Source organism: Streptomyces gamaensis (assembly GCF_042656465.1).
Lineage (GTDB): Bacteria > Actinomycetota > Actinomycetes > Streptomycetales > Streptomycetaceae > Streptomyces > Streptomyces gamaensis.
In genome coordinates, this window is record NZ_JBHSPB010000002.1 from 459,317 (window position 1) to 481,344 (window position 22,028).

Here is a 22,028-nt window from a genome sequence, read left to right on the forward strand (position 1 = left end):
CTCTACCTTCGACAACAGCCAAGGACGGATGGGGCGGATGAGCAGCAACGAAGACAGGCTCCTGGAATATCTCAAGCGGGTCACCGGGGACCTTCGCCAGGTACGGGAGCGCCTGCGCGAAGCCGAGGAGAAGAACCAGGAACCCATCGCGATCGTGGGGATGGCGTGCCGGTATCCGGGTGGTGTGCGGTCGCCGGAGGATCTGTGGCGGCTGGTGTCCGGTGGTGTGGACGCGGTCGGTGGGTTCCCGGCGGACCGTGGCTGGGACGTGGAGGGGATCTACGATCCGGATCCGGAGGCGTCGGGGAAGACGTATACGCGTCGGGGCGGATTCCTCTATGAGGCGGGGGAGTTCGATCCGGGGTTCTTCGGGATCTCGCCGCGTGAGGCGGTGGCGATGGATCCACAGCAGCGGCTGCTGCTGGAGACGACGTGGGAGACCTTCGAGCGGGCGGGTCTGGACGCGGAGTCGGTACGGGGCAGCCGTACCGGGGTCTTCGTCGGCTCCGGCTACCAGGACTACATCAACCTCCTGTTCGGCATGGGCGGCGAGTCCGACGGCCACCTCGGCACCGGCAACTCGGCCAGCGTGATGTCCGGCCGCATCGCCTACACCTTCGGACTCGAAGGCCCTGCCGTCACCGTGGACACGGCCTGCTCGTCCTCACTGGTCGCACTGCACTGGGCGATCCAGGCGCTGCGCAGCGGCGAGTGCTCCATGGCACTCGCCGGCGGCGCCATGGTGATGACCACGCCCACCGCGTTCGTCGAGTTCAGCCGCCAGCGCGGACTGGCGGCGGACGGCCGCTGCAAGCCGTTCGCCGCCGCCGCCGACGGCACCGGCTGGGGCGAGGGCGTCGGCATGCTGCTCGTGGAGCGGCTCTCCGACGCCCGCCGCAACGGGCACCAGGTGCTGGCCGTCGTCCGGGGATCCGCCGTCAACCAGGACGGCGCGTCCAACGGCCTGACCGCGCCGAACGGGCCGGCACAGCAACGGGTCATCCGCCAGGCCCTCGCCTCGGCCGGCCTGTCACCCGCCCAGGTCGACGTGGTGGAGGCCCACGGCACGGGCACCACCCTCGGCGACCCCATCGAGGCACAGGCGCTGCTCGCGACGTACGGTCAGGAGCGGCCGGAGGAACGGCCGTTGTGGCTGGGCTCGCTCAAGTCCAACATCGGCCACACGCAGGCCGCCGCCGGTGTCGGCGGCATCATCAAGATGGTCATGGCGATGCGTCATGGCGTGCTGCCGCAGACCTTGCACGTCGACGAGCCGACCCCGCACGTGGACTGGTCGGCCGGAGCGGTACGGCTACTGACCGAAGCCCGGCCCTGGCCGGACTCGGACCACCCCCGCCGGGCAGGTATCTCGTCCTTCGGCGTCAGCGGCACCAACGCGCACATCATCGTCGAACAGCCCCCGATCGCCGAGGAAGCCCCCGCTGCGGCCCCTGTCCCCGGCCCGTACGCGTGGGTGCTGTCGGCCAAGAGCGAGGCGGCGCTGCGGGCACAGGCGGCCAACTTGCTGTCGTTCACCGACGGTGAGTCCTCGCCTGCGGACGTCGGGTTCTCGCTGGCCACGACCCGGGCGGTGCTGCGGCACCGGGCCGTGGTGGTGGGGGAGGACCGCGAGGAACTACTGGGCAGCCTGGCCGACTTGGCTGCGGGCACTCCGGCAGCCGGTGTGGTGCTGGGGCGTCCCATCGGCGGAAAGGTCGGCTTCCTCTTCTCCGGCCAGGGGTCGCAACGCCTCGGTATGGGGCGTGAGTTGTATGCGGCGTATCCGGCGTTCGCGGCCGCGTACGACGAGGTGTGCGCGCACCTCGATGCCGCCGTCGATGTCGACTCGGACGAGCTGCACGGGACCGGCATGGCGCAACCGGCGTTGTTCGCCGTCGAGGTGGCGCTGTTCCGGCTGCTGGAGTCCTGGGGCATCCGCCCCGATTACGTGGCCGGTCACTCCGTCGGTGAGATCGCGGCCGCCCATGTGGCGGGGGCGCTGTCGCTCCAGGACGCGGCGAAGCTGGTCTCCGCCCGTGCCCGGCTGATGCAGGCGCTGCCCGCCGGTGGCGCGATGGTCGCCGTCCAGGCCGCCGAGGACGAGATCCTGCCGCATCTCACCGACGGGGTGAGCATCGCGGCGGTCAACGGCCCGCAGTCGGTGGTGATTTCCGGCGCTGAGGACGCGGTCCTCGGGATCGCGGAGGTCTTCACCCAGCAGGGCCGTAAGACGTCCCGGCTGAAGGTCAGTCACGCCTTCCACTCGCCGCTGATGGACCCGATGCTCGACGAGTTCCGTACGGTCGTCAGCGGGCTGAGCTTCAACGATCCGAAGATCCCCGTCGTCTCCAACGTTACGGGCCGGTTCGTCGAGGCGTACACCGCCGGGTACTGGGTCCGTCATGTCCGTGAGGCGGTCCGCTTCGCCGACGGCGTCCACACCCTGCACGAGCAGGGCGTGAGCACCTTCGTGGAGATCGGCCCCGGCGGCGTCCTCAGCGGCATGACGCAAGGCTGCCTGGACAAGGCGGTCACGGTCCCCGCGCTGCGCGCCGACCGCCCCGAGCCGCACGCGCTCGTCACCGCCGTCGCCCAACTCCACACCCACGGCGTCCCGGTCGACTGGCCCGCCCTCTTCCCCGGCGCCCGGACAGTGGAACTGCCCACCTACGCCTTCCAGCACGAGCGGTACTGGGTGGAGGCCGCGGAGCCCGCCGCCACCGCCGTGGACGACCCGGTCGAGGCCGAGTTCTGGGAGACCGTGGAACGCGAGGACGTACAGGCCCTCGCCGGGACGCTGGACATCCACCCCGACGACTCCTTCAGCGAAGTGCTGCCCAGACTCTCCTCGTGGCGGCGGCAGCGCAAGGAACAGTCCTCCGTGGACAGTTGGCGCTACCACGAGTCCTGGCAGCGGATCGTCGACCCCGACGGCACGCACCGCCCGGGCACCTGGCTGCTGGCCGTACCCGAGGAGGAGAACGACCAGACCGCGTCGGTCCGTGCCGCGCTCACCGCGCGCGGAGCCGAACTGAAGACCCTGGTCGTCGGCCCGGACCCCGACCGCGCCGAACTGGCCCAGGAGTTGAGCGGGCTCGGACCCGTCGACGGCGTGCTCCTCCTGCCCGCCGCCGGCGGCCCCGTACTGCCCGTACTGCTGCTCGTCCAGGCCCTGGCCGACGCGGGCGTCGAGGCCCCCCTGTGGTGCCTCACCTCGGGCGCGGTGGCCGTGGACGGCTCCGACACCGTACGCGACCCGCGGCACACCCAGGTCTGGGGCCTGGGCCGGACCGTCGCCCTCGAACTGCCCCGGCTGTGGGGCGGATCGATCGACCTTCCCGTGACCCTCGACGAGCAGGCCGCCGCCCGCCTCGCCGGCATCCTCGGCCGGGCACGGGCGGGCCGGTGGACGGAGGACCAGCTCGCCGTCCGCGCCTCCGGCGTCTTCGCCCGGCGGCTCGCGCACGCCCCGGCCCGCCCGGCCGCCCGCCGCTGGCAGCCCCGGGGCACCGTCCTCGTCACCGGCGGCACCGGCGCCCTGGGCGGCCACGTAGCCCGCTGGCTCGCCCGTAACGGCGCCGAGCACCTCGTCCTCACCAGCCGCCGCGGCGAGGCCGCGCCCGGCGCCGCCGCACTGCGCGCCGAACTGGAGGACCTGGGCGCGCAGGTGACGATCACCGCGTGCGACGTGGCCGACCGCGACGCCGTGGCGGCCCTGCTCGCCGCGCACACCCTCACCGCTGTCGTGCACACCGCCGGAGTCGCCGACGCCGGCCTGGTCACCGACACCACTCCCACCGCGTTCGCCGCCGCGCTCGCCGCGAAGGCCGGCGGAGCGGCCCACCTCGACGAACTCCTCGGCGAGCAGCAGCTGGACGCCTTCGTCCTGTTCTCCTCCATCTCCGGCGTGTGGGGCAGCGGCGGCCAGGCCGCCTACGCGGCCGGCAACGCCTACCTCGACGGCCTGGCACGCGACCGCCGGGCCCGCGGCCTCACCGCGACCGCGATCGCCTGGGGCCCGTGGGCCGACGGCGGCATGGTCGAGGACGGCGACGACGAGGAGCGGCTGCGCCGCCGTGGACTGCGCGCGATGGCACCCGAGTCGGCCATCGGCGCGCTGCAGCGTGCCCTCGACCGCGACGAGAGCCTGCTGACCGTCGCCGACGTCGACTGGGCCCGCTTCATCGTGCCGTTCACCCTCGGCCGACCCAGCCCGCTGCTCGGCGACCTCCCCGAGGTGCGGGCGGCCCTCGCCGAGGACACCCCCGAGGAGCCCCACGGCTCCGGGGCCCTCGCCCGGAGCCTGGCCGGGCTCGCGCAGGACGAGCAGGAACGCCTCCTGGTGGACCTCGTCCGCGGCCACGCGGCCGGAGTGCTCGGACACCGCGGAGCCGGCGCGATCGAGGCCGACCGGCCCTTCCGGGACCTCGGCTTCGACTCCCTGACCGCGGTGGAACTGCGCAACCGGCTCACCGAGGAGACCGGCCTGGCCCTGCCCACCACCCTCGTCTTCGACCACCCCACGGCCGCCGACCTCGCCGCCCACCTGAGGGCCGGACTCACCGGCGGACACAGCCCCGAGACCGACACCCCGGCGGCGGCCGCCGGCGTACTGGACGAACCCGTCGCCATCGTCGGCATGGCCTGCCGCTACCCCGGCGGCGTGCGCTCCCCCGAGGACCTGTGGGAGCTGGTCGTCTCCGGACGCGACGCCGTCTCCCGGTTCCCCGGCAACCGGGGCTGGGACGTCGAAGGGCTCTACCACCCGGACCCCGACCACCCCGGCACCACCTACACCACCCAGGGCGGATTCCTGCACGAAGCCGCCGAGTTCGACCCCGCCGTCTTCGGGATCAGCCCGCGCGAGGCCGTCGCCATGGACCCGCAGCAGCGGCTGCTGCTGGAGACCACCTGGGAAGTCCTCGAACGGGCCGGGATCGCCCCCGACACGGTCCGCTCCAGCGGCACCGGCGTGTTCATCGGCTCCGGCTACCAGGACTACACCGCCCGCCCGCTCAAGGTCCCCGACGGCGTCGAGGGCTACCTCTCCAGCGGCAACTCCGCCAGCGTCATCGCCGGCCGGCTCTCCTACGCCTTCGGACTCCAGGGCCCGTCCGTCACCGTCGACACGGCCTGCTCGTCGTCACTGACCGCCCTGCACCTGGCCGTTCAGGCCCTGCGCAACGGCGAGTGCTCGATGGCGCTGGCCGGCGGCGTGATGGTGATGTCCAGCCCGTCCGCGTTCACGATGTCGAGCCGGCAGCGCGCCCTGGCCCCCGACGGCCGCTGCAAGGCCTTCGCCGCCGACGCCGACGGCACCGGCTTCTCCGAGGGCGTGGGCCTGGTCCTCGTCGAGCGGCTCTCCGACGCCCGCCGCAACGGCCACGAGGTCCTGGCCCTGGTGCGCGGCAGCGCCGTCAACCAGGACGGCGCCTCCAACGGGCTGACCGCGCCCAGCGGCAAGGCCCAGCAGCAGGTCATCCGGCAGGCACTCGCCAACGCCCGGCTCGACGCGGACGGCGTCGACGCCGTGGAGGCCCACGGCACCGGCACCCGGCTCGGCGACCCCATCGAGGCACAGGCCCTGCTGGCCACCTACGGCAAGGGCCGCGAACAGCCCCTGTGGCTCGGGTCGTTGAAGTCCAACATCGGTCACGCGCAGGCCGCCGCCGGCGTCGGCGGCATCATCAAAATGGTCATGGCCATCCGCCACGGCGTCCTGCCGCAGACCCTGCACGTCGACGAGCCCACCCCGGACGTCGACTGGGCCTCCGGCAACGTCCGCCTGCTGACCGAGCAGCTCGCCTGGCCCGACCGGGGCAGGCCGCGGCGCGCCGCCGTCTCCTCGTTCGGCATGAGCGGCACCAACGCGCACACCATCATCGAACAGGCCCCGCAGCCCGTACCCGCGGACGACGCACCGGCCGTGGACGGCGACGCCGAGCCCCTGGACGTCTTCCCCTGGCCGCTGTCCGCGAAGTCCGCGAAAGCCCTGCGCGAGCAGGCACGCCGGCTGCTCGGCCACCTCGACGGCACCGCCGGGCTCGGACTGCCCGACGTGGGCCGCGCCCTGATCAGCACCCGGGCCCAACTGGAGCACCGCGCCGTCGTCGTCGGCCGCGACCGGCACGAGCTGCGGGCCGCTCTCGCCTCCCTCGCCGACGGCGAACCCTCCGAAGCCGTCGTCCAGGGCACCACCGGAGCCTTCGGCAAGGTCGCCTTCGTCTTCCCCGGCCACGGCTCGCAGTGGACGGGCATGGCCCGCGAACTGCTGGACGCCTCCCCGGTGTTCGCCGCACAGGCGGAGGAGTGCGCGCAGGCCTTCGCCCCCTACCTGGACTGGCCGCTGCTCGACGTGCTGCGCGCCGCGCCCGGGGCGCCGGACGTGGCCGCGGTGGAGGTCGCCCAGCCCGCCCTGTTCACGGTCATGGTGTCCCTCGCCGCGCTGTGGCGCTCGTACGGGGTGACGCCCGCCGCCGTGGTCGGACACTCGCAGGGCGAGGTCGCCGCCGCCTACGTCGCCGGGGCGCTGAGCCTCGACGACGCGGCCAGGATCGTGGCCCTGCGCAGCCGCACCCTGACCCGGCTCAACGGCAAGGGCGCGATGCTGGCGGTCGCGCTGCCCGCCGACCGCGTCCGCGCCCGGCTCGCGCCGTACGGGGAGCGGCTGTCGGTCGCCGCCGTCAACGGGCCCGCCGCCGTGACCGTCACCGGGGACCCGGACGCCGTCGAGGAACTCCTCGCGGAACTCGACGGCGAGGGCGTGCGCGTCCGCAAGGTCCGCGGAGCCACCGCCGCCGGACACTCCGCCCAGGTCGAGACCCTGCGCACGGAACTGCTCCAACTGCTGGCCCCGGTGGCGCCGCGCGCGGCGCGGATCCCCCTGTTCTCCACGGTCACCGGCGCCCTCGTGGACACCACCACCCTGGACGCCGCGTACTGGTACGACAACGCCCGCCGGACCGTGGAGTTCGCGCAGACCGTACGGACGCTGCTGGAGCACGGGCACGGGGTGTTCGTCGAGTGCAGCCCGCACCCGCTGCTCACCGGCGCCGTGCAGGAGATCGCCGAGGAGGCGGAGGCCGGGGCCGTGACCGCCGGATCGCTGCGCAGGGACCAGGGCGGCATGGACCGCTTCCTGCGCTCCGTGTCCGAACTCCACGTCAGCGGGGTGCCCGTGGACTGGACGGTGCCCTTCGCCGGCTACCCGGTGCGGCGCGTGGAGCTGCCGACGTACGCGTTCCAGCGGCAGCGGTACTGGCTGGAGGACGCCGAGCCCGCGCCCGCCGGCGCCGACCCGGTCGAGGCCCGCTTCTGGGAGCTCGTCGAGCGCGCCGACCTTCCCGGACTCGCCGGTGAGCTCGGGGCGGACGACACCGCGCTCCTCGCCCCGGCGCTGCCGGTGCTCTCCTCGTGGCGGCAGCGGCACCGCGAGCGGTCCACGGTGGACAGCTGGCGCTACCGCGTCTGTTTCCGGCAGCTCACCGACGAGCCGGCGGCCCCCGGACTCGACGGCCTGTGGCTCGCCGTCCTCCCGGCCGGACTGGCCGACGAGGAGTGGGCGGCCAGTGTCGTCGGCGCGCTCGGCGCCCACGGCGCCAAGGTCCGCGTCGTCGAACTCCCCGTCGACAGCGACCGCGAGGACGCCGCGGAACGGCTGGCCGCGGAACTCGCCGGAGAACAGCCCGCCGGCGTCCTCTCCACCCTGGGCCTGGCCCCGGGCCTCCACCCGCACCACCCGACGCTGTCCGCGGGCCTCGCCGCGAGCGTGACCCTGCTGCAGGCGCTGGGCGACCTGGAGGTGGAGGCACCGCTGTGGTGCGCGACCCGGGGAGCGGTCTCCGCCGGGGCGGCCGACCCGCTGCGCGAGCCCGCCCAGGCCCAGCTGTGGGGCATGGGCATCGTCGCCGCACTGGAACAGCCCCGGCGCTGGGGCGGCCTGGTCGACCTGCCCGAGGACCTCGACGAGCACGCGCTGCGGCGACTGGCCGGTGTACTGGCCCAGGACACCGAGGACCAGCTGGCCGTGCGCGCGGACGGCGTGTTCGGCCGCCGCATGGTGCGTGCCCGCCCCGCCGGGGACCGGCCCGCCAGGCCGTGGCAGCCGCACGGCACCGTACTGATCACCGGCGGCACCGGAGGCGTCGGCCGCAACCTCGCCCGGTGGCTCGCCGGAGCGGGCGCCCAGCACCTGGTGCTGACCAGCAGGCGCGGCCCCGAGGCCCCCGGCGCGCGGGAGCTGGAAGCGGAGCTGACCGTGCTCGGCGCCGAAGTCACCATCGCCGCCTGCGACATCGCCGACCGCGAGGCCGTCGCGGAACTGCTCGCCGGCATCGACTCCCGGTATCCGCTCACCGCGGTGCTGCACGCCGCCGGCACCGCACGCTCGTCCCTGCTGACCGAGGCCGGTCCCGAGGAGTTCGCCGAAGCGGCGGCCTCCAAGGTCACCGGCGCCCGCCACCTCGACGAACTCCTCGGCGAGCGGGAGCTGGACGCGTTCGTCCTCTTCGCCTCCGGAGCCGGCGTGTGGGGCAGCGGCGGACAGGCGTCCTACGCGGCCGCGAACGCCTTCCTCGACGCCCTGGCCCTGCGCCGCCGGGCCCGCGGACTGACCGCGACCTCGGTGGCCTGGGGCGGCTGGGCGGGCGGCGGCATGGTCGACGACGCCGTCCAGGAACGCGGCCACCGGCGCGGCCTGGGCTTCATGGCCCCCGAACTGGCCGTCTCCGCCCTGCGCGAGGCCGTCGAGCACGACGAGGCGGCCCTGACCGTCGCCCCCATCGACTGGGAGCGGTTCCTGCCCGCCTTCACCGTGGGCCGGCCCAGCCCCCTGCTGTCCGAACTCCCCGACGTGCGAAGGCTGCTGGAGGCGGAAGCCGCCGAAGGAACCGCGGACGGGACGGGCGGCGAGGCGGCCCTGGCGGCCGAACTCGCCGGACTCGACCCGGCCGAGCAGGAAGCACGGCTGCTGGAGCACATCCGCTCCCAGAGCGCCGTCGTCCTCGGCCACACCTCCGCCGAGGACGTGCCGCCCACCGCACGGTTCCTGGAGCTGGGCTTCGACTCGCTCACCGCGATCGACCTGCGCCGGCGCCTGTCGGCCGCGACCGGCCTGAAACTGCCCGCCGGGCTCGCCTTCGACCACCCCTCGCCCGCCCGGCTCGCCAAGCACCTGCGGACCCTGCTCTCCGGCTCCGCGCGCGGCGCCGCCCAGGAGGAACGCGGCAGCGACCTGCTCGTCGAGCTCTACCGGCACGCCAGCGAGAACGGGACGGCCGCCGAGGCCATGGGCATGCTGATGCAGGCGGCCCGCTTCCGGTCCGCCTTCCGCACACCCGAGGAACTCGCCGAACGGCCCGCCCCCGTACGGTTCTCCCAAGGAGACCAGCCACTCGCGCTGATGTGCTTCTCCCCGTACGTCGTACCGGCCGGAGCGCACCAGTACGCGCGGTTCGCCGCACCCTTCCGCGGCGGGACCGACATGTGGGCGCTGACCCACCCCGGCTACGAGAAGGGGGAGTTGATCCCCTCTGACGTGGACGCCGTGCTGCGCCTGCACGCCAGGACCGTCCTGGAGTGCGCCGCCGGCAAACCGCCCGTCCTGCTCGGCTACTCCTCCGGCGGCTGGATCGCCCACGGGGTCGCCGCGCACCTGGAGGCCATGGGCGTGACGCCGGCCGCCGTGGTGATGGTCGACAGCTTCAGCCGCGAGGTCCCCTTCGACCACCACGTGCTCAACGCGATGGCGCAGGCCCAGGCACAACGCCTGGACTTCATGAAGTCCGGCGGCGAGCAACTCACCGCCATGGGCTGCTACATGCGCCTGTTCGACGAGTGGGACGCGCCGGCCGTCGCCGCGCCGACCCTGCTGGTCCGGGCGAGCGAGCCGATGCTGCCCGGCGCCCCCGACGGCGACGGACGCGCCGCACCCCCCGAGCACGTCGGGACGACCCTCGAAGTGCCCGGAAACCACTACTCGATGATGGAGGACCACGCCGGGACCACCGCGGCGGCGGTGCGGTCCTGGCTCGACACCCTCACCGCCCCGGCCGGGGGCACCGCGTGACCGAGCCGGCCGCCCGGCCCACGAGGGCCGCCAACAGCAGCGCACGACACGGCAGATGTGGGAGAACGACATGACCAAGACGCTCTACGGGATCGGCGAGACCCCGCCGCTCGGCGAGGTCCCCGCCCGGATGTACGCCTCGGTGATCCGGCAGGACCGGTTCGGGCCGCCCAAGCAGGCGTTCCGCACCGAGGTCGTCGACACCCCCCGGGCGGGCCGGGGACAGGTGCTGGTCTATGTGATGGCCGCCGGCATCAACTACAACAACGTCTGGTCCTCGCTGGGCACCCCCGTCGACGTCATCGCGCGCAGGCAACGCCTGGGCCTGCCCGAGGACTTCCACATCGGCGGCTCGGAGGGCTCCGGCGTGGTGTGGGCCGTCGGCGAGGGCGTCCACAACGTCAAGGTCGGCGACCACGTGGTGCTCACCGGCGGCCAGTGGGACGAGAGCGCCGAGGACATCCGGCTGGGCACCGACCCGGTGGTCTCCACCACCATGGAGGCCTGGGGATACGAGAACAACTACGGCTCGTTCGCGCAGTTCTGCCTGGTCGACGAGTACCAGTGCCACCCCAAGCCCGCACACCTGTCCTGGGCGCAGGCCGCGTCGTTCATGCTCACCGGGCCCACCGCCTACCGGCAGCTGTTCGGCTGGCACGGCAACACCGTCAAACCCGGCGACCCCGTGCTGATCTGGGGCGGCTCCGGCGGCCTCGGCTCGATGGCCATCCAGCTCGTCAAGCTCGTCGGAGGCATCCCCATCGCCGTCGTCTCCGACGAGAACCGCGCCGAGTACTGCCGCCGCCTGGGGGCCAAGGGCACCATCAACCGCCGCGAGTTCGACCACTGGGGACGGCTGCCCGACGTCGGCGACGCCGAGGGCTCCGCGCACTTCCTGCGCGGCGCGCGCGGCATCGGCAAGAAGATCTGGGAGATCCTCGGCGAACGCAGATCCCCCAGGATCGTCCTGGAACACAGCGGCCAGGACACCCTGCCGACCTCGATGTACCTGTGCGACAACGGCGGCATGGTGGTGATCTGCGGCGGCACCTCCGGCTACAACGGCGACGTCGACCTGCGGCACCTGTGGATGCGCTCCAAGCGCCTGCAGGGCTCGCACTTCGCCACCCCCCGCGAGTGCCGCGAGGTCGTCAACCTGATGAACGCCGGGCTGCTCGACCCCTGCATGTCCGCCTGCGAGGGCTTCGAGGACATCGGGAGCATGCACCAGATGATGCACGACAACGTGCACCCCTGCGGCAACATGTCCGTCCTGGTCAACGCCGCCCATCGCGACCAGAGGACCCTCGGACTCCCCGCCCTCGCCTGACCGCCGCCCGCACCGCCCCCCACTGACCAGCAAGCAAGGAGAGCCATGACCGAGCCCACCACCGGCGCACCCGCGGTCCCCAGGACCCGCAGCTGCCCGTTCCTGCCGCCGGACGGCATCGCCGCGGTCCGCGAGGCCGCCCCGGTGACCCGGGCCACCTTCACCAGCGGCCACGAGGCGTGGCTCGTCACCGGCTACGAGCAGGTGCGCGCCGTACTGCGGGACCCCTCCTTCAGCGTCCGGGTGCCCCACGCGCTGCACACCCAGGACGGCGTCGTCACCGAGAAACCCGGCCGCGGCAGCCTGCTGTGGCAGGACGCCCCCGAGCACACCGGCGACCGCAGGATGCTCGCCAAGGAGTTCACCGTACGGCGCATGCAGGCGCTCAAGCCGAACATCCAGCGCATCGTCGACGAACACCTCGACGCCATCGAGGCCCAGGGCGGCCCCGTCGACCTGGTGAAGACCTTCGCCAACCCGGTGCCCTCCATGGTGATCTCCGACCTGTTCGGCGTGCCCGTCGAACGGCGCCCGGAATTCCAGGAGATCGCCGAGGCCATGATGCGCGTCGACCAGGACGCCGCCGCCACCGAGGCCGCCGGCATGCGGCTCGGCGGACTGCTCTACCAGCTGGTCCAGGAACGCCGCGCCGACCCCGGCGACGACCTGATCTCGGCACTGATCACCACCGAGGACCCCGACGGCGTCATCGACGACATGTTCCTGATGAACGCCGCCGGCACCCTGCTGATCGCCGCCCACGACACCACCGCGTGCATGATCGGCCTCGGTACGGCCCTGCTCCTCGACCGCCCCGACCAGCTGGCCCTGCTGCGCGAGGACCCCTCGCTGATCGGCAACGCCGTCGAGGAACTGCTGCGTTACCTCACCATCGGCCAGTACGGCGGCGAACGCGTCGCCACCCAGGACGTGGAGATCGGCGGGGTCAGGATCGGCAAGGGCGAACAGGTCGTCGCCCACATCCTGGCCGCCGACTTCGACCCCGCCTTCGTGGACGAGCCGGAGCGCTTCGACATCACCCGCCGTCCCGCCCCGCACCTGGCGTTCGGCTTCGGCGCGCACCAGTGCATAGGCCAGCAACTGGCCCGTATCGAGCTCCAGATCGTCTTCTCGTCCCTGTTGCGGCGCTTCCCGACGCTGCGTCCGGCCAAGCCCGTGGAGGAGCTCCGCTTCCGCAGCGACATGGTCTTCTACGGAGTGCACGAACTTCCCGTCACCTGGTGACTCCCGCACCACGGTGCGCCCCCGGCGAGCAGCCCCGCGCCCAGCGGGCGCTGCTCGCCCTGCTGTCCGGGGGCATTCAGCACAACCGATTCGGCGCAACCGCCGTGGAAACACTAGTAGTTGACCTAGTGCGACCAGCAATCACTGTACATAGCATCTGATCATGCAGATTCCGCTTCACGCGCAGCGTGCTGCCCCGATCCTGGCTGCCGCTGCCCTGGCCCTCTCCCTGGCCGCCCCCGCGTCCTTCGCCGCCGAGACCCGGCAGCCGGTCGCCGCGGCAGCCGCGCGGCAGGGGACGGCCTCGCACACCATCCCGTTCACCGAGGCCACCGTCACCGACCACAACGACGGTACGTACACCGTCTCCTGGCAGGCGCCCGGCGTCCGCGCGGTGACCGTGTACGCGGGCGGGCAGCCGGTGGCACACGGCGGCGACCGGGAGAGCGTGACCGTCAGCGGACTGCCGGCCGCCGACCGCCAGTGGTTCCGCCTCGTCCCCGACCAGGGCGACCCGCTGACCCTCGCCGACCGCTCCCTGCACCTCGAAGGCGCCCCCAACTTCCGTGACGCGGGCGGCTACCGCACGGCCGACGGCCACTGGGTGCGCATGGGCGTGCTGTACCGCAGCAGCGAACTGGCACAGCTCACCGACGCCGACCTCGCCAAGCTGGACCGCCTGGGCATCCGCGCCGACTACGACCTGCGCGCCCCGGGGGAGCGGGCCAAGGCCCCCGACCGCGTCCCGCGAGGAGCCCGCTACGTCGTCGCCGACGTGGCCGGCGGGGACGTCACCGAGGTGCCCACCAGCCCCGAGCAGGCGATCGAGCTGATGACCGCCGGCAACCGGGACTACGTCACGAAGGACTCGGCCCGCACGGTCTACAGCTCCCTCCTGCGCGCCGCCGCCGACCCGGCCGACGAGGCACTGCTCTACCACTGCACCGCGGGCAAGGACCGCACCGGCTGGGCGAGCGCCGCCCTGCTGACCGCCCTCGGCGTCGACCGCGAGACCGTCACACGCGACTACCTCGCCAGCAACACCTACCGGGCGGCGCAGAACAAGGCGATCCTCGACCAGCTCCCGCCCCACGACGCAGCCGTCCTGGAACCCGTGCTCACCGCACGCCTCGACTACCTCGACGCCTCCTTCGACGAGGTCGGCAAGCGCTACGGCACCTTCGACACCTATCTGCGCCAGGGCCTGGGACTGGACGACCGGGCCCTGGCCGCGCTGCGCGAGGCCCTGCTCACGGACTGACCACCCTCCCGCCCCGGCGGCGGGATGCCGCACTCCCACCGACCGTCCGAAAGGCGCGACATGACCGAGACCGACATCCGCCCCACCACGTCACCGTCCCCCGACTTCCCCAAGGACAGGACCTGTCCCTACCAGCCGCCGGAGAGCTACGCGCAGCTGCGGGGGAAGGGGCCGCTGACGCGGGTGCGTCTCTTCGACGGCCGGACGGCCTGGCTGGTGACGGGGCACGCGGAGGGCCGCTCCCTGCTCGCCGACCAGCGGCTGTCCTCCGACTGGGCCCACCCCGTCTTCCCCGTCGTCGTCCCGCGCACGGAGGGGCGCGGCGGACTCTCCTTCCCGCTGATCGGCGTCGACGACCCCGAGCACGCACGCCAACGGCGCATGCTCATACCGAGCTTCGGCGTCAAGCGCATGGCCGCCCTGCGGCCCATGATCCAGCGCGACGTCGACCGGCTGCTGGACGCGATGCTGGAGAAGGGGCCCACCGCCGACCTGGTGACCTCCTTCGCCCTGCCCGTGCCCTCGATGGCGATCTGCTCCCTGCTCGACGTCCCCTACAGCGACCACGACTTCTTCGAGGAGCGCTCCCGCAACTTCGTGGGCGCGGCGACCTCGGCGGAGGCCGACGCGGCCTTCGGCGAACTGCACGGCTACCTCCACGGCCTGGTCGAGCGCAAGCAGGCCGACCCCGGGGACGGCCTGCTGGACGAGCTGATCGCCAATCAGGTCGCCGAAGGCGCCCTGGAAAAAGCCGAGTTGGTCATGTTCGCGCTCGTCCTGCTGCTGGCCGGCCACGAGACCACCGTCAACGCCATCTCCCTCGGAGCGCTCACGCTCATGCAGCACCCCGAGCAGCTTCAGGCGCTGCGGCGCGACCCCGGCATGATCTCCCAGACGGTCGAGGAGCTGCTGCGCTTCACCTCCGTCTCGGACTTCATGGTCCGCATGGCCAAGGAGGACATCGAGGTCGGCGGCGAGACGCTCAGGGCCGGGGACGCCGTGCTGGTGTCCATCTCGCTGATGAACCGGGACGCCGGCGCCTACGAGAACCCCGACACCTTCGACATCAGCCGCTCCGCCCGCCACCACGTCGGCTTCGGGCACGGCATCCACCAGTGCCTCGGACAGAACCTCGCCCGGGCCGAGCTCGACATCGCCCTCGGCACGCTCTTCACCCGCATCCCGGGACTGAAGCTCGCCGTCCCCCTGGACGAGGTCCCCATCAAGGCCGGCCACGACGCCCAGGGACCGATCGAGCTCCCGGTCACCTGGTGAGCCACCGCACCCAGCGAACGGAGACCCACCACGCCATGCGCATCACCATCGACCGTGACCGGTGCATCGGCGCCGGCCAGTGCGTCCTGCTCGCGCCCCGCGTCTTCACCCAGGACGACGACGGGCTCGTCGAGCTGCTCCCCGGACACCAGGAGGCGGCGGGCGACGCGCGCGTACGCGACGTCCCGACGGCCTGCCCGGTCCAGGCCGTGGAGATCGACGAGGACTGAGCCCGGCCCCGGCCCGGGCGGGGTCCGCCCCGCCCGGGCCGGTCACCGGCGCTACGAGCGCCGGCGCGGCTTGCCCTGCCTGGCGCCCTTCGGGCCGCCGGAACGGGCGCGGGGACTCCGGCCCGTGGACTTGGCGGACTTCGCGGACTTGGCGTTCGCCGACGCGCGCCGGGTGCCGGCCGCCTCGGACCCCTTGGCCTTCTTCGCCTTCGGCTCGGCCCCCTCGGCGGCGGCCCGGCGGCCCCGGCTGCTGTTGGCCGTACGGCCGCGGACGATGCCGATGAAGTCCTCGACCATGTCGGTCGTCGCGTCCTCGGCCCACGACAGGGCGATCCGGGACTGCGGGACATCCGTGACCGGCCGGTAGGTGAGGTCCTTGCGGTGGTGCAGACGGGCCAGCGACTGCGGCACCACGAGCAGTCCCACACCGGCGGCCACCAGCTCGACGGCGTCCGCCGTCGTCGCGGGCCGCTCGACCGCCGGCCGGCCCGGAGGCCGCTCCCAGTCCAGGGTGTCGTCGAGGGGATGGAAGAGGACCTCGTCGGCCAGGTCCTCCGCCGAGACCTCCTCGACCGCCGCCACCACGTGATCCTTGGGGACCACGACGACACTCGTCTCCGTGTAGAGGGGGATCGCGCTCAGCGCGGTCCGGTCGATCGGCAGCCGCACGAACCCGGCGTCGGCCTCACGCCGGCGCAGCATGCCGGGCGCCTCGGCGGCGGTCACCTGGATCAGCTCCAGGGGGATGCCGGGCAGCCGCTCCTGCCAGATCCGCACCCACTTGCCGGGGGTCACGCCCGGTACATACGCGAGCCGGAACAAAGGGGGTACTTCCGAGCCTGTCACCCGGCCAGATTACCGGGCGTGGTCGGAGCTCGCGCACACGCTCGATATCCTTGACCCCATGACGTCGCACAAGAGCACCCAGACCATGAAGCCCGCCACCGCGGCGAAGAAGCTGGGTGTGTACCTGGAGGCCACCCCCGCAGAGTTCCAGGAGGGTGCCGTCTCGCGCGACGAGCTGAACGCGCTGCAGGCCGACCCGCCGGAGTGGCTGCGGGAGCTGCGCCGCAACGGCCCGCACCCGCGCCCGGTGGTCGCGGCGAAGCTCGGCATCTCCATCTCGGGCCTCGCGCGCGGCGGGATCACCGAGCCGCTCACCACGGAGCAGATCGAGGCACTCAAGCAGGAGTCCCCGGAGTGGCTGGTCAAGGAGCGGGCCACCCAGGCCGAGGTGCGCAAGGAAGCCGTGCGCGTCAAGGACAAGGACAAGAACAAGGACAAGCAGTAGGAGAAGGCCGGGGCGAAGGACGCGCGTTCCTGACCCCCGGGGCACGACGACGGGACGCCCCCGCCGCCCGGTGACATCCGGGCGGCGGGGGCGTCCTGCTGTGCGGGGGCCGTCAGGCGCAGGTGGAGAAGGACGGGCTGGTGTTGGCGACGTAGAGGGTCGCGCCGCCGGCCGGGTCGTCCTTGACGGGGACGGTGACGGTGTCCTCGGCGGTCCACGCGAAGCCGCGCGCGTCGAAGGTCCAGGTGCCGGTCACCTTCCGGGCCAGCTCCGAGAGGGTCACCCAGCCGTAGTTCTTGGCGGGGACGGGCACCGTGACGCTGTTGTTGACGGCCTTCGAGCCTTCCCAGATGTTGGTGAAGGACAGCTGCGACTGGATCGTCGCCTGCAGCGCCTCCTGCGGGCCGCCCGTGACCGACGCCGACAAGGTATTGGTGAGCTGGCTCGACCAGCCGGTCGTCTCGGTCACCGCGAACGTCTGCTGGATCGTGTCACCGGTGTTGTTGTACCAGACCGAGGAGACGCAGACCTTCGGCAGCGGAGCCGCCGGTGCCTCGCTCTTGACCCGCCACGTGCAGCTGGAGGTGTCCTTCTGGCAGCGCTTGGCGGCGTGGTCCACGGCCAGGTTCCACGCTGCCGGGGTGGTCGTCCACTGCTGGTTCGCCCGGCCGTGGCAGACGGACTGGCCCACCCACGCGTCGTCGTACTGGGCGCCGGCCATCAGGTCCAGGCACACGTTGTCGGTCTCGTGGCGGATCAGGAAGGTGTCCTTGGCCGAGCCCACCGGCTGCAGGTACCACTTCTGGCTCGCCTGGCCGCGGCAGGTCTGCTGGCGCATGGCCGGCCAGCCGGTGTCCAGGCACTTGCCGGTGTCGTTGTTGACGATCGTGACGGACGCGTCCGACGGGTCGACGTTCAGGCGCCAGTTCTGGTGGTAGCCGGGGCCGGAGTTCGTGACGATGAGGGCTCCGTCGCCGGACGAGCCGTTCTGCACGTCCAGTTGGCGGCCGTTGCTGACGGACTTGAAGGTCAGGCACTGCAACGGCGAGGAGCAGTCGGCGGCGGCCGGCGCGGCCGCCGCGGGGGAGGCCATCAGGCCGAGGGCGGCGCAACAGGCCGCCAGCACGGCGGTGACTATGCGCGGGAGCAGGTGTCTGAGCGCGCGGATCGAGGTCATGGGGCGAGGTCCGTTTCCTTGGTTCGTACGGTGCTTGTCTGATGTCGTTACGCGGTGTCCGCGTCTCAGGCAGCGGCGGCGAACGCCTTCTCCAGGCGCGGCACGTAGTCCACGAGGTCCTGCGCCCAGCAGCCGCCGTTGTGGCCGCCGTCGCAGCTCGTGCCCCAGCCGGAGCCGTTGCCGTGATTGACGTAGTGGTAGGGGTACTTGAGGGCGTCGAGGCGGTCCTTGACGTGCTGTGCCGCCGACTCGACCCAGAACTCGGCCTCGGCCGGACTGCCGCCGCCGTTGCCGACGTAGAACGCGATGCCGGTGTCCTTCAGGACGTCCAGGTGCGCGGCGGGGTCGGCCGCGTTCCAGTGCCGGTCGGCGTCGAAGAACGGGTACGGCGAGCCGAAGACCGCGTCGCTGGAGACCGTGGGCCCGAAGTTCAGGGCACAGCGCGGGCCGGAGACCGAACCGCACAGCGGGGCACCGATGTTGGTGAGCGTGGCGACGACGGCGGCCCGCAGCACGGCCTCGTTGCGCGACAGGTCGATGGCGCCGGAGAACGAGGCGACCTGGCCGAACAGCTGCGGATGGCGCTCGGCGTAGTGGAAGGCGCCGAAGCCGCCCATCGAGATGCCGCCGACGGCCCGGCCCTTGCGGTCCGCGACGGTGCGCAGGTTGGCGTCGATGAACGGGAGTACCTGCTCGATGTGGAAGGTCTCCCAGTTCTGGGCGCCCGCGGCCGTGTTCTGGTCGAGCCAGTCGGCGTACCAGCCGCGGCGGCCGCCGTCCGGGACGACCGTGATCATCGACTGGGAGGCGGTGAGTGCGGGATAGGCGAGGTACGGGTTGCCGGGGTCGTCGGACGCGCCGTGCAGGAAGTAGAACACCGGATACCGCTTGGCCGGATCGGCCGCGTAGTCACGGGGCAGCAGGATCCGGATCCGGTGCTCCCCGGCGACCTGCGCCGTGCGCACGGTGACCACGAAGTTCGTGGCGGTGCCGGTGGGTTCGCCGACCTGGGTCAGGCCGAAGCCGTCCGTCAGCCGCGGCGGAGCCGGTCCGTCGGCGCGGGCGGCGGGCGCGGCGGGCAGGGCGAGCAGCAGGAAGGCCGCGGCCAGTGCGGCTAACGCCGCCGTGGCCCGGCGGAGCCCGGCGGGCAGGGCTGGTCTCATCGGGTCGTCCTTGAGTGGGGTGGTCGCACACCGTCGGGTGCGCTGGTCCCGGAGCGCGTCGTGAGCTCTCCGGGACGGACGGTGTCGCAGCGGACCGGTGATCGGTCACGTGTCGAGTGTGGAGCACCTTGACCGGAATGTGGAGCCTCACTTGTGATCGGCCGTCACACCAGGCGCGCAGGATGTCCTTTTCCCTCGTTTACCGTCCCACCCGTGTGCCCCACCCGCGCTGTCAGCCGGAGCCGCCGGCGGGCACGGCGTTGTCACCCGGGCCGCAGCGCACGGTCCACGGCGCACCGGAGCCCGGCGGGACCCCGTGCTCGTGGATGCGCACGTCGACCTCCTCCGCCGGCCGCCCGCCGGGGACCTCGGCGTGGGCGGCGGTGCAGGCGATCTGGGAGACCACCGAGACGTCGAGGCCGCCGTCGGCGACGCTCACCGGCACGGACACGTCCACGGCGCCCGGCGCCGTCGTCGCGGTGAGCCGGCCCGTCCAGGCCGGCACCTGGCTGAACAGGCCCCGGTCGCGCTCGGCCCCGGTGGGTCCCTCCAGCAGCAGATCCAGGGCCCGCTGCGGGGTCAGGGCCCGGTCGACGGTGCGGGTGACGGGGCGGATGCCGTACGGGCCGACGAAGTACAGGCGCGCGTGCCGCGCCTCGGTGCCGGGCTGCGGGACACCGGAGGCCGGCGCGCCCGCACGGACGGGACCGGTGCCCGGGATGCCGCAGCCCGCGGCGACCGTACCGGCGAGCAGCACGGCCGCCGCCCGCAGCGCCGCGCGCCGCGCTCTCATGTCTCCTCCTCGGCAGGCCCGTCCACGGGGAGGACGAGCGTGAACACGGCCCCTCCGCCGGGCCCGTTGGCGGCGGACAGCGCGCCCCCGTGCAGTCGCGCGTTCTCCTGCGCGATGGCCAGGCCCAGCCCGCTGCCCTCGGAGCGGGCCCGGGCCCGGTCGGCCTTGTAGAAGCGGTCGAAGACGTGCGGGAGGGCGTCGGCGGGGATGCCCGGCCCGCTGTCGGTGACCGTGACCACCGCCTGCCCGGACCCGGCGCGCGCGGTGACGGTCACCGGCGGCCGGCCGTGGCGCAGGGCGTTGTCGACGAGGTTGCCCAGGACCACGTCGACGCGGCGCGCGTCGACGCGCACGGGCAGCCGCTCCGGCAGCCGCACGGACACCCGGGGGTCGTCGCACCGGCCGCGCAGCCGCAGGGTCCTGGTCACGAGGTCCGACAGGTCCACGACGTCCAGTTGCAGGGGCGCGGCTCCCGCGTCGAACCGGGAGACCTCCATCAAGTCCTCCACCATCCGCGCCAGTTTGCGGGTCTCGTCACTGATCAGGCGGACCGCGTCGGCGGTGTCCTCGGGCAGTGCCCCGGAGTCGGCGTCCTCGTCCAGGACCTCGGTCACGGCGGTCATCGCGGCCAGCGGGGTGCGCAGTTCGTGCGCCACGTCGGCGGCGAACCGGCGCGCGCCCGCCTCCAGCCGGCGCAACTCGGCGTCGTCCTGCTCCAGGGCGGCGGCCATGGTGTTGAACGTGCGGGTGAGCGCGGCGAGTTCGTCCTGCCCGGTGACGTCGAGCCGGGTGCCCAGCTCCCCGGAGGCGATCCGCTCGGCGCCGCGCCGCAGCCGGCGCACCGGCAGCAGCACGCGGCGGGCCGCGTACAGGGCCGGGACCAGGGCCAGGGCGAGAGCGGGCACCGCGCCCGCCCGGGCGGCGCCCACCAGGGCGTCGATGTCGGCCTGTTCGGTGTCCAGGGGGAAGACGGCGTAGACGGTCAGCCCCGTCGCCTCGCCGCCCCGGTCCACGCTGCCGCCGCCGGGCGCGTAGGTGACCGGCATACCGATCGTGAGCCAGGTGTGCCCGCCGCGGACCGTGCGCTGGGTGACGGTCTGGCGTCCGGCCGCCACCTCCTCGCGCAGCGCCTGCGGGACCGGGACCGCGTCGCCGGACGCGGGGACCAGGGGGCCCTCGGCGTAGCCGGCGGCGGTGCGCCAGCCGCGGGCGCGGCCGGCCAGGTCCAGCTGGCGTGTGAGGTTGCGCAGGTCGGACGCCCCCGGCGGGAAGGCCAGATCCGGTGCCAGGGAGTCGAGTTGGGCCCGCAGGTCGCGCACGGCCACGCTCTGCGTACGGTCCAGGATGGCCGACCGGGCCTGACGGAACACCAGGGCCGCCGTCAGCAGCGCGCTGAACGCCGCGACGAGCAGGAACGCGACGACCAGCCGGACCCGCAGACCGCGCGGCCGCCGGACCCGGCGGAGCAGGGTCATGCGACCGGCCCGAAGCGGTAGCCGAAGCCGCGCACGGTCTGCACGTACACCGGGCTGCGGGGCTCGTCCTCGATCCTGGTGCGCAGGCGTTTGACGCAGGCGTCCACGAGCCGGACGTCGCCGTAGAAGGGATGCTCCCACACCTGTTCCAGCAGCTGCGGGCGGGAGTGCACCCGGCCCGGGGCGGAACTGAGGAACAGCAGCAGCTTCAACTCCGAGGGGGCCAGGGTGAGTTCCCGACCGTGCTTGGCCACCAGCAGGGCCGTACGGTCCACGGTGAGCGCCCCGTACCGCTCGATGCCCCCCGGCGGCAGCGGGTCCGCCGTGTCCTGCGGGGGGACCGCGCGCCGCAGGACGGCCTTCATCCGGGCGGCGAGGATCTCGCCGCTCGCCGGTTTGACGATGTAGTCGTCGGCGCCCGCCTCCAGCCCCACGACCGTGTCGATCTCGTCACCGCGCGCGGACAGGATGATCACCGGCAACTGTTTGGACTCCCGGATGCGGCGGCACACCTCCAGCCCGCTCATCCCGGGCAGCATCAGATCCAGCAGCACCAGGTCCGGGCGGAACCGCTCCAGGGCCAGCAGCCCCGTCTCCCCGCTCGCGGCCACCTCGACGTCGTGGCCGCGCCGCCGCAGCGCCAGCGTCACGCCCTTCTGGACAGCGTGGTCGTCCTCGACCAGCAGAACTCTTGCCATGGTTTTCGGGTACGTCTCCGGCCG

At 73.2% G+C, this 22,028-nt stretch carries 12 protein-coding genes and 1 pseudogene; 7 read left to right on the forward strand and 6 right to left on the reverse strand.

The genetic code is table 11. From position 1 onward, the window contains the following. Positions 1-37: 37 nt before the first annotated feature. From ACFP1Z_RS04445 to ACFP1Z_RS04470, 6 genes and pseudogenes are all read left to right on the forward strand, one after another. Positions 38-10,066 (forward strand): annotated as a pseudogene (locus ACFP1Z_RS04445) (type I polyketide synthase); the annotation flags it as partial. 70 nt (positions 10,067-10,136) lie between these two features. Further along, positions 10,137-11,396 carry a crotonyl-CoA carboxylase/reductase gene (ccrA, locus tag ACFP1Z_RS04450; RefSeq protein WP_390314518.1) on the forward strand — a complete coding sequence of 420 codons (1,260 nt, stop codon included), beginning with the start codon at positions 10,137-10,139 and terminating at the stop codon, positions 11,394-11,396. Between the two features lie 45 nt (positions 11,397-11,441). After that, entirely contained in the window at positions 11,442-12,641 is a 1,200-nt protein-coding gene (locus ACFP1Z_RS04455) for a cytochrome P450 (RefSeq protein ID WP_390314519.1), read from the forward strand. A gap of 163 nt (positions 12,642-12,804) precedes the next feature. Further along, positions 12,805-13,902 carry a tyrosine-protein phosphatase gene (locus tag ACFP1Z_RS04460; RefSeq protein ID WP_390314520.1) on the forward strand — a complete coding sequence of 366 codons (1,098 nt, stop codon included), beginning with the start codon at positions 12,805-12,807 and terminating at the stop codon, positions 13,900-13,902. 60 nt (positions 13,903-13,962) lie between these two features. Then, positions 13,963-15,177 (forward strand): cytochrome P450, encoded by a 1,215-nt coding sequence (locus ACFP1Z_RS04465; RefSeq protein WP_390314521.1) that lies wholly within the window; start codon positions 13,963-13,965, stop codon positions 15,175-15,177. A 35-nt stretch (positions 15,178-15,212) separates the two neighbouring features. Continuing rightward, the gene (locus tag ACFP1Z_RS04470) at positions 15,213-15,407 is read left to right on the forward strand and encodes a ferredoxin (RefSeq protein ID WP_390314634.1); all 195 of its coding nucleotides are present in this window, start codon (positions 15,213-15,215) and stop codon (positions 15,405-15,407) included. Positions 15,408-15,458: 51 nt separating this feature from the next. Here the strand turns inward: ACFP1Z_RS04470 and ACFP1Z_RS04475 are convergent, their stop codons facing one another. Next, entirely contained in the window at positions 15,459-16,253 is a 795-nt protein-coding gene (locus tag ACFP1Z_RS04475; RefSeq protein ID WP_390314522.1) for a LysR substrate-binding domain-containing protein, read from the reverse strand. A 58-nt stretch (positions 16,254-16,311) separates the two neighbouring features. On the opposite strand from ACFP1Z_RS04475, the gene ACFP1Z_RS04480 reads away from it, so the two are divergent. Further along, a complete protein-coding gene (locus tag ACFP1Z_RS04480) occupies positions 16,312-16,698 on the forward strand; it encodes a DUF5997 family protein (protein WP_390314523.1) in 387 nt (128 codons plus the stop codon). Positions 16,699-16,810: 112 nt separating this feature from the next. Here ACFP1Z_RS04480 and ACFP1Z_RS04485 read toward each other — a convergent pair whose 3' ends face one another. From ACFP1Z_RS04485 to ACFP1Z_RS04505, 5 genes are all read right to left on the reverse strand, one after another. Continuing rightward, positions 16,811-17,875, reverse strand: a complete 1,065-nt coding sequence (locus tag ACFP1Z_RS04485) for an RICIN domain-containing protein (RefSeq protein ID WP_390314524.1) — start codon at positions 17,873-17,875, stop codon at positions 16,811-16,813. A 65-nt stretch (positions 17,876-17,940) separates the two neighbouring features. Continuing rightward, positions 17,941-19,038, reverse strand: a complete 1,098-nt coding sequence (locus ACFP1Z_RS04490; protein ID WP_390314525.1) for an alpha/beta hydrolase — start codon at positions 19,036-19,038, stop codon at positions 17,941-17,943. Between the two features lie 232 nt (positions 19,039-19,270). Further along, entirely contained in the window at positions 19,271-19,831 is a 561-nt protein-coding gene (locus tag ACFP1Z_RS04495; protein ID WP_390314526.1) for a GerMN domain-containing protein, read from the reverse strand. Beyond that, positions 19,828-21,306, reverse strand: coding sequence for a sensor histidine kinase (locus ACFP1Z_RS04500; RefSeq protein WP_390314527.1), 1,479 nt, complete (start codon positions 21,304-21,306; stop codon positions 19,828-19,830). Before ACFP1Z_RS04500 ends, ACFP1Z_RS04495 begins: the two co-directional genes overlap by 4 nt. Beyond that, positions 21,303-22,004: a response regulator gene (locus tag ACFP1Z_RS04505; RefSeq protein ID WP_390314528.1), complete on the reverse strand. Its 702-nt coding sequence runs from the start codon at positions 22,002-22,004 to the stop codon at positions 21,303-21,305. Before ACFP1Z_RS04505 ends, ACFP1Z_RS04500 begins: the two co-directional genes overlap by 4 nt. Between the last annotated feature and the right edge of the window lie 24 nt (positions 22,005-22,028).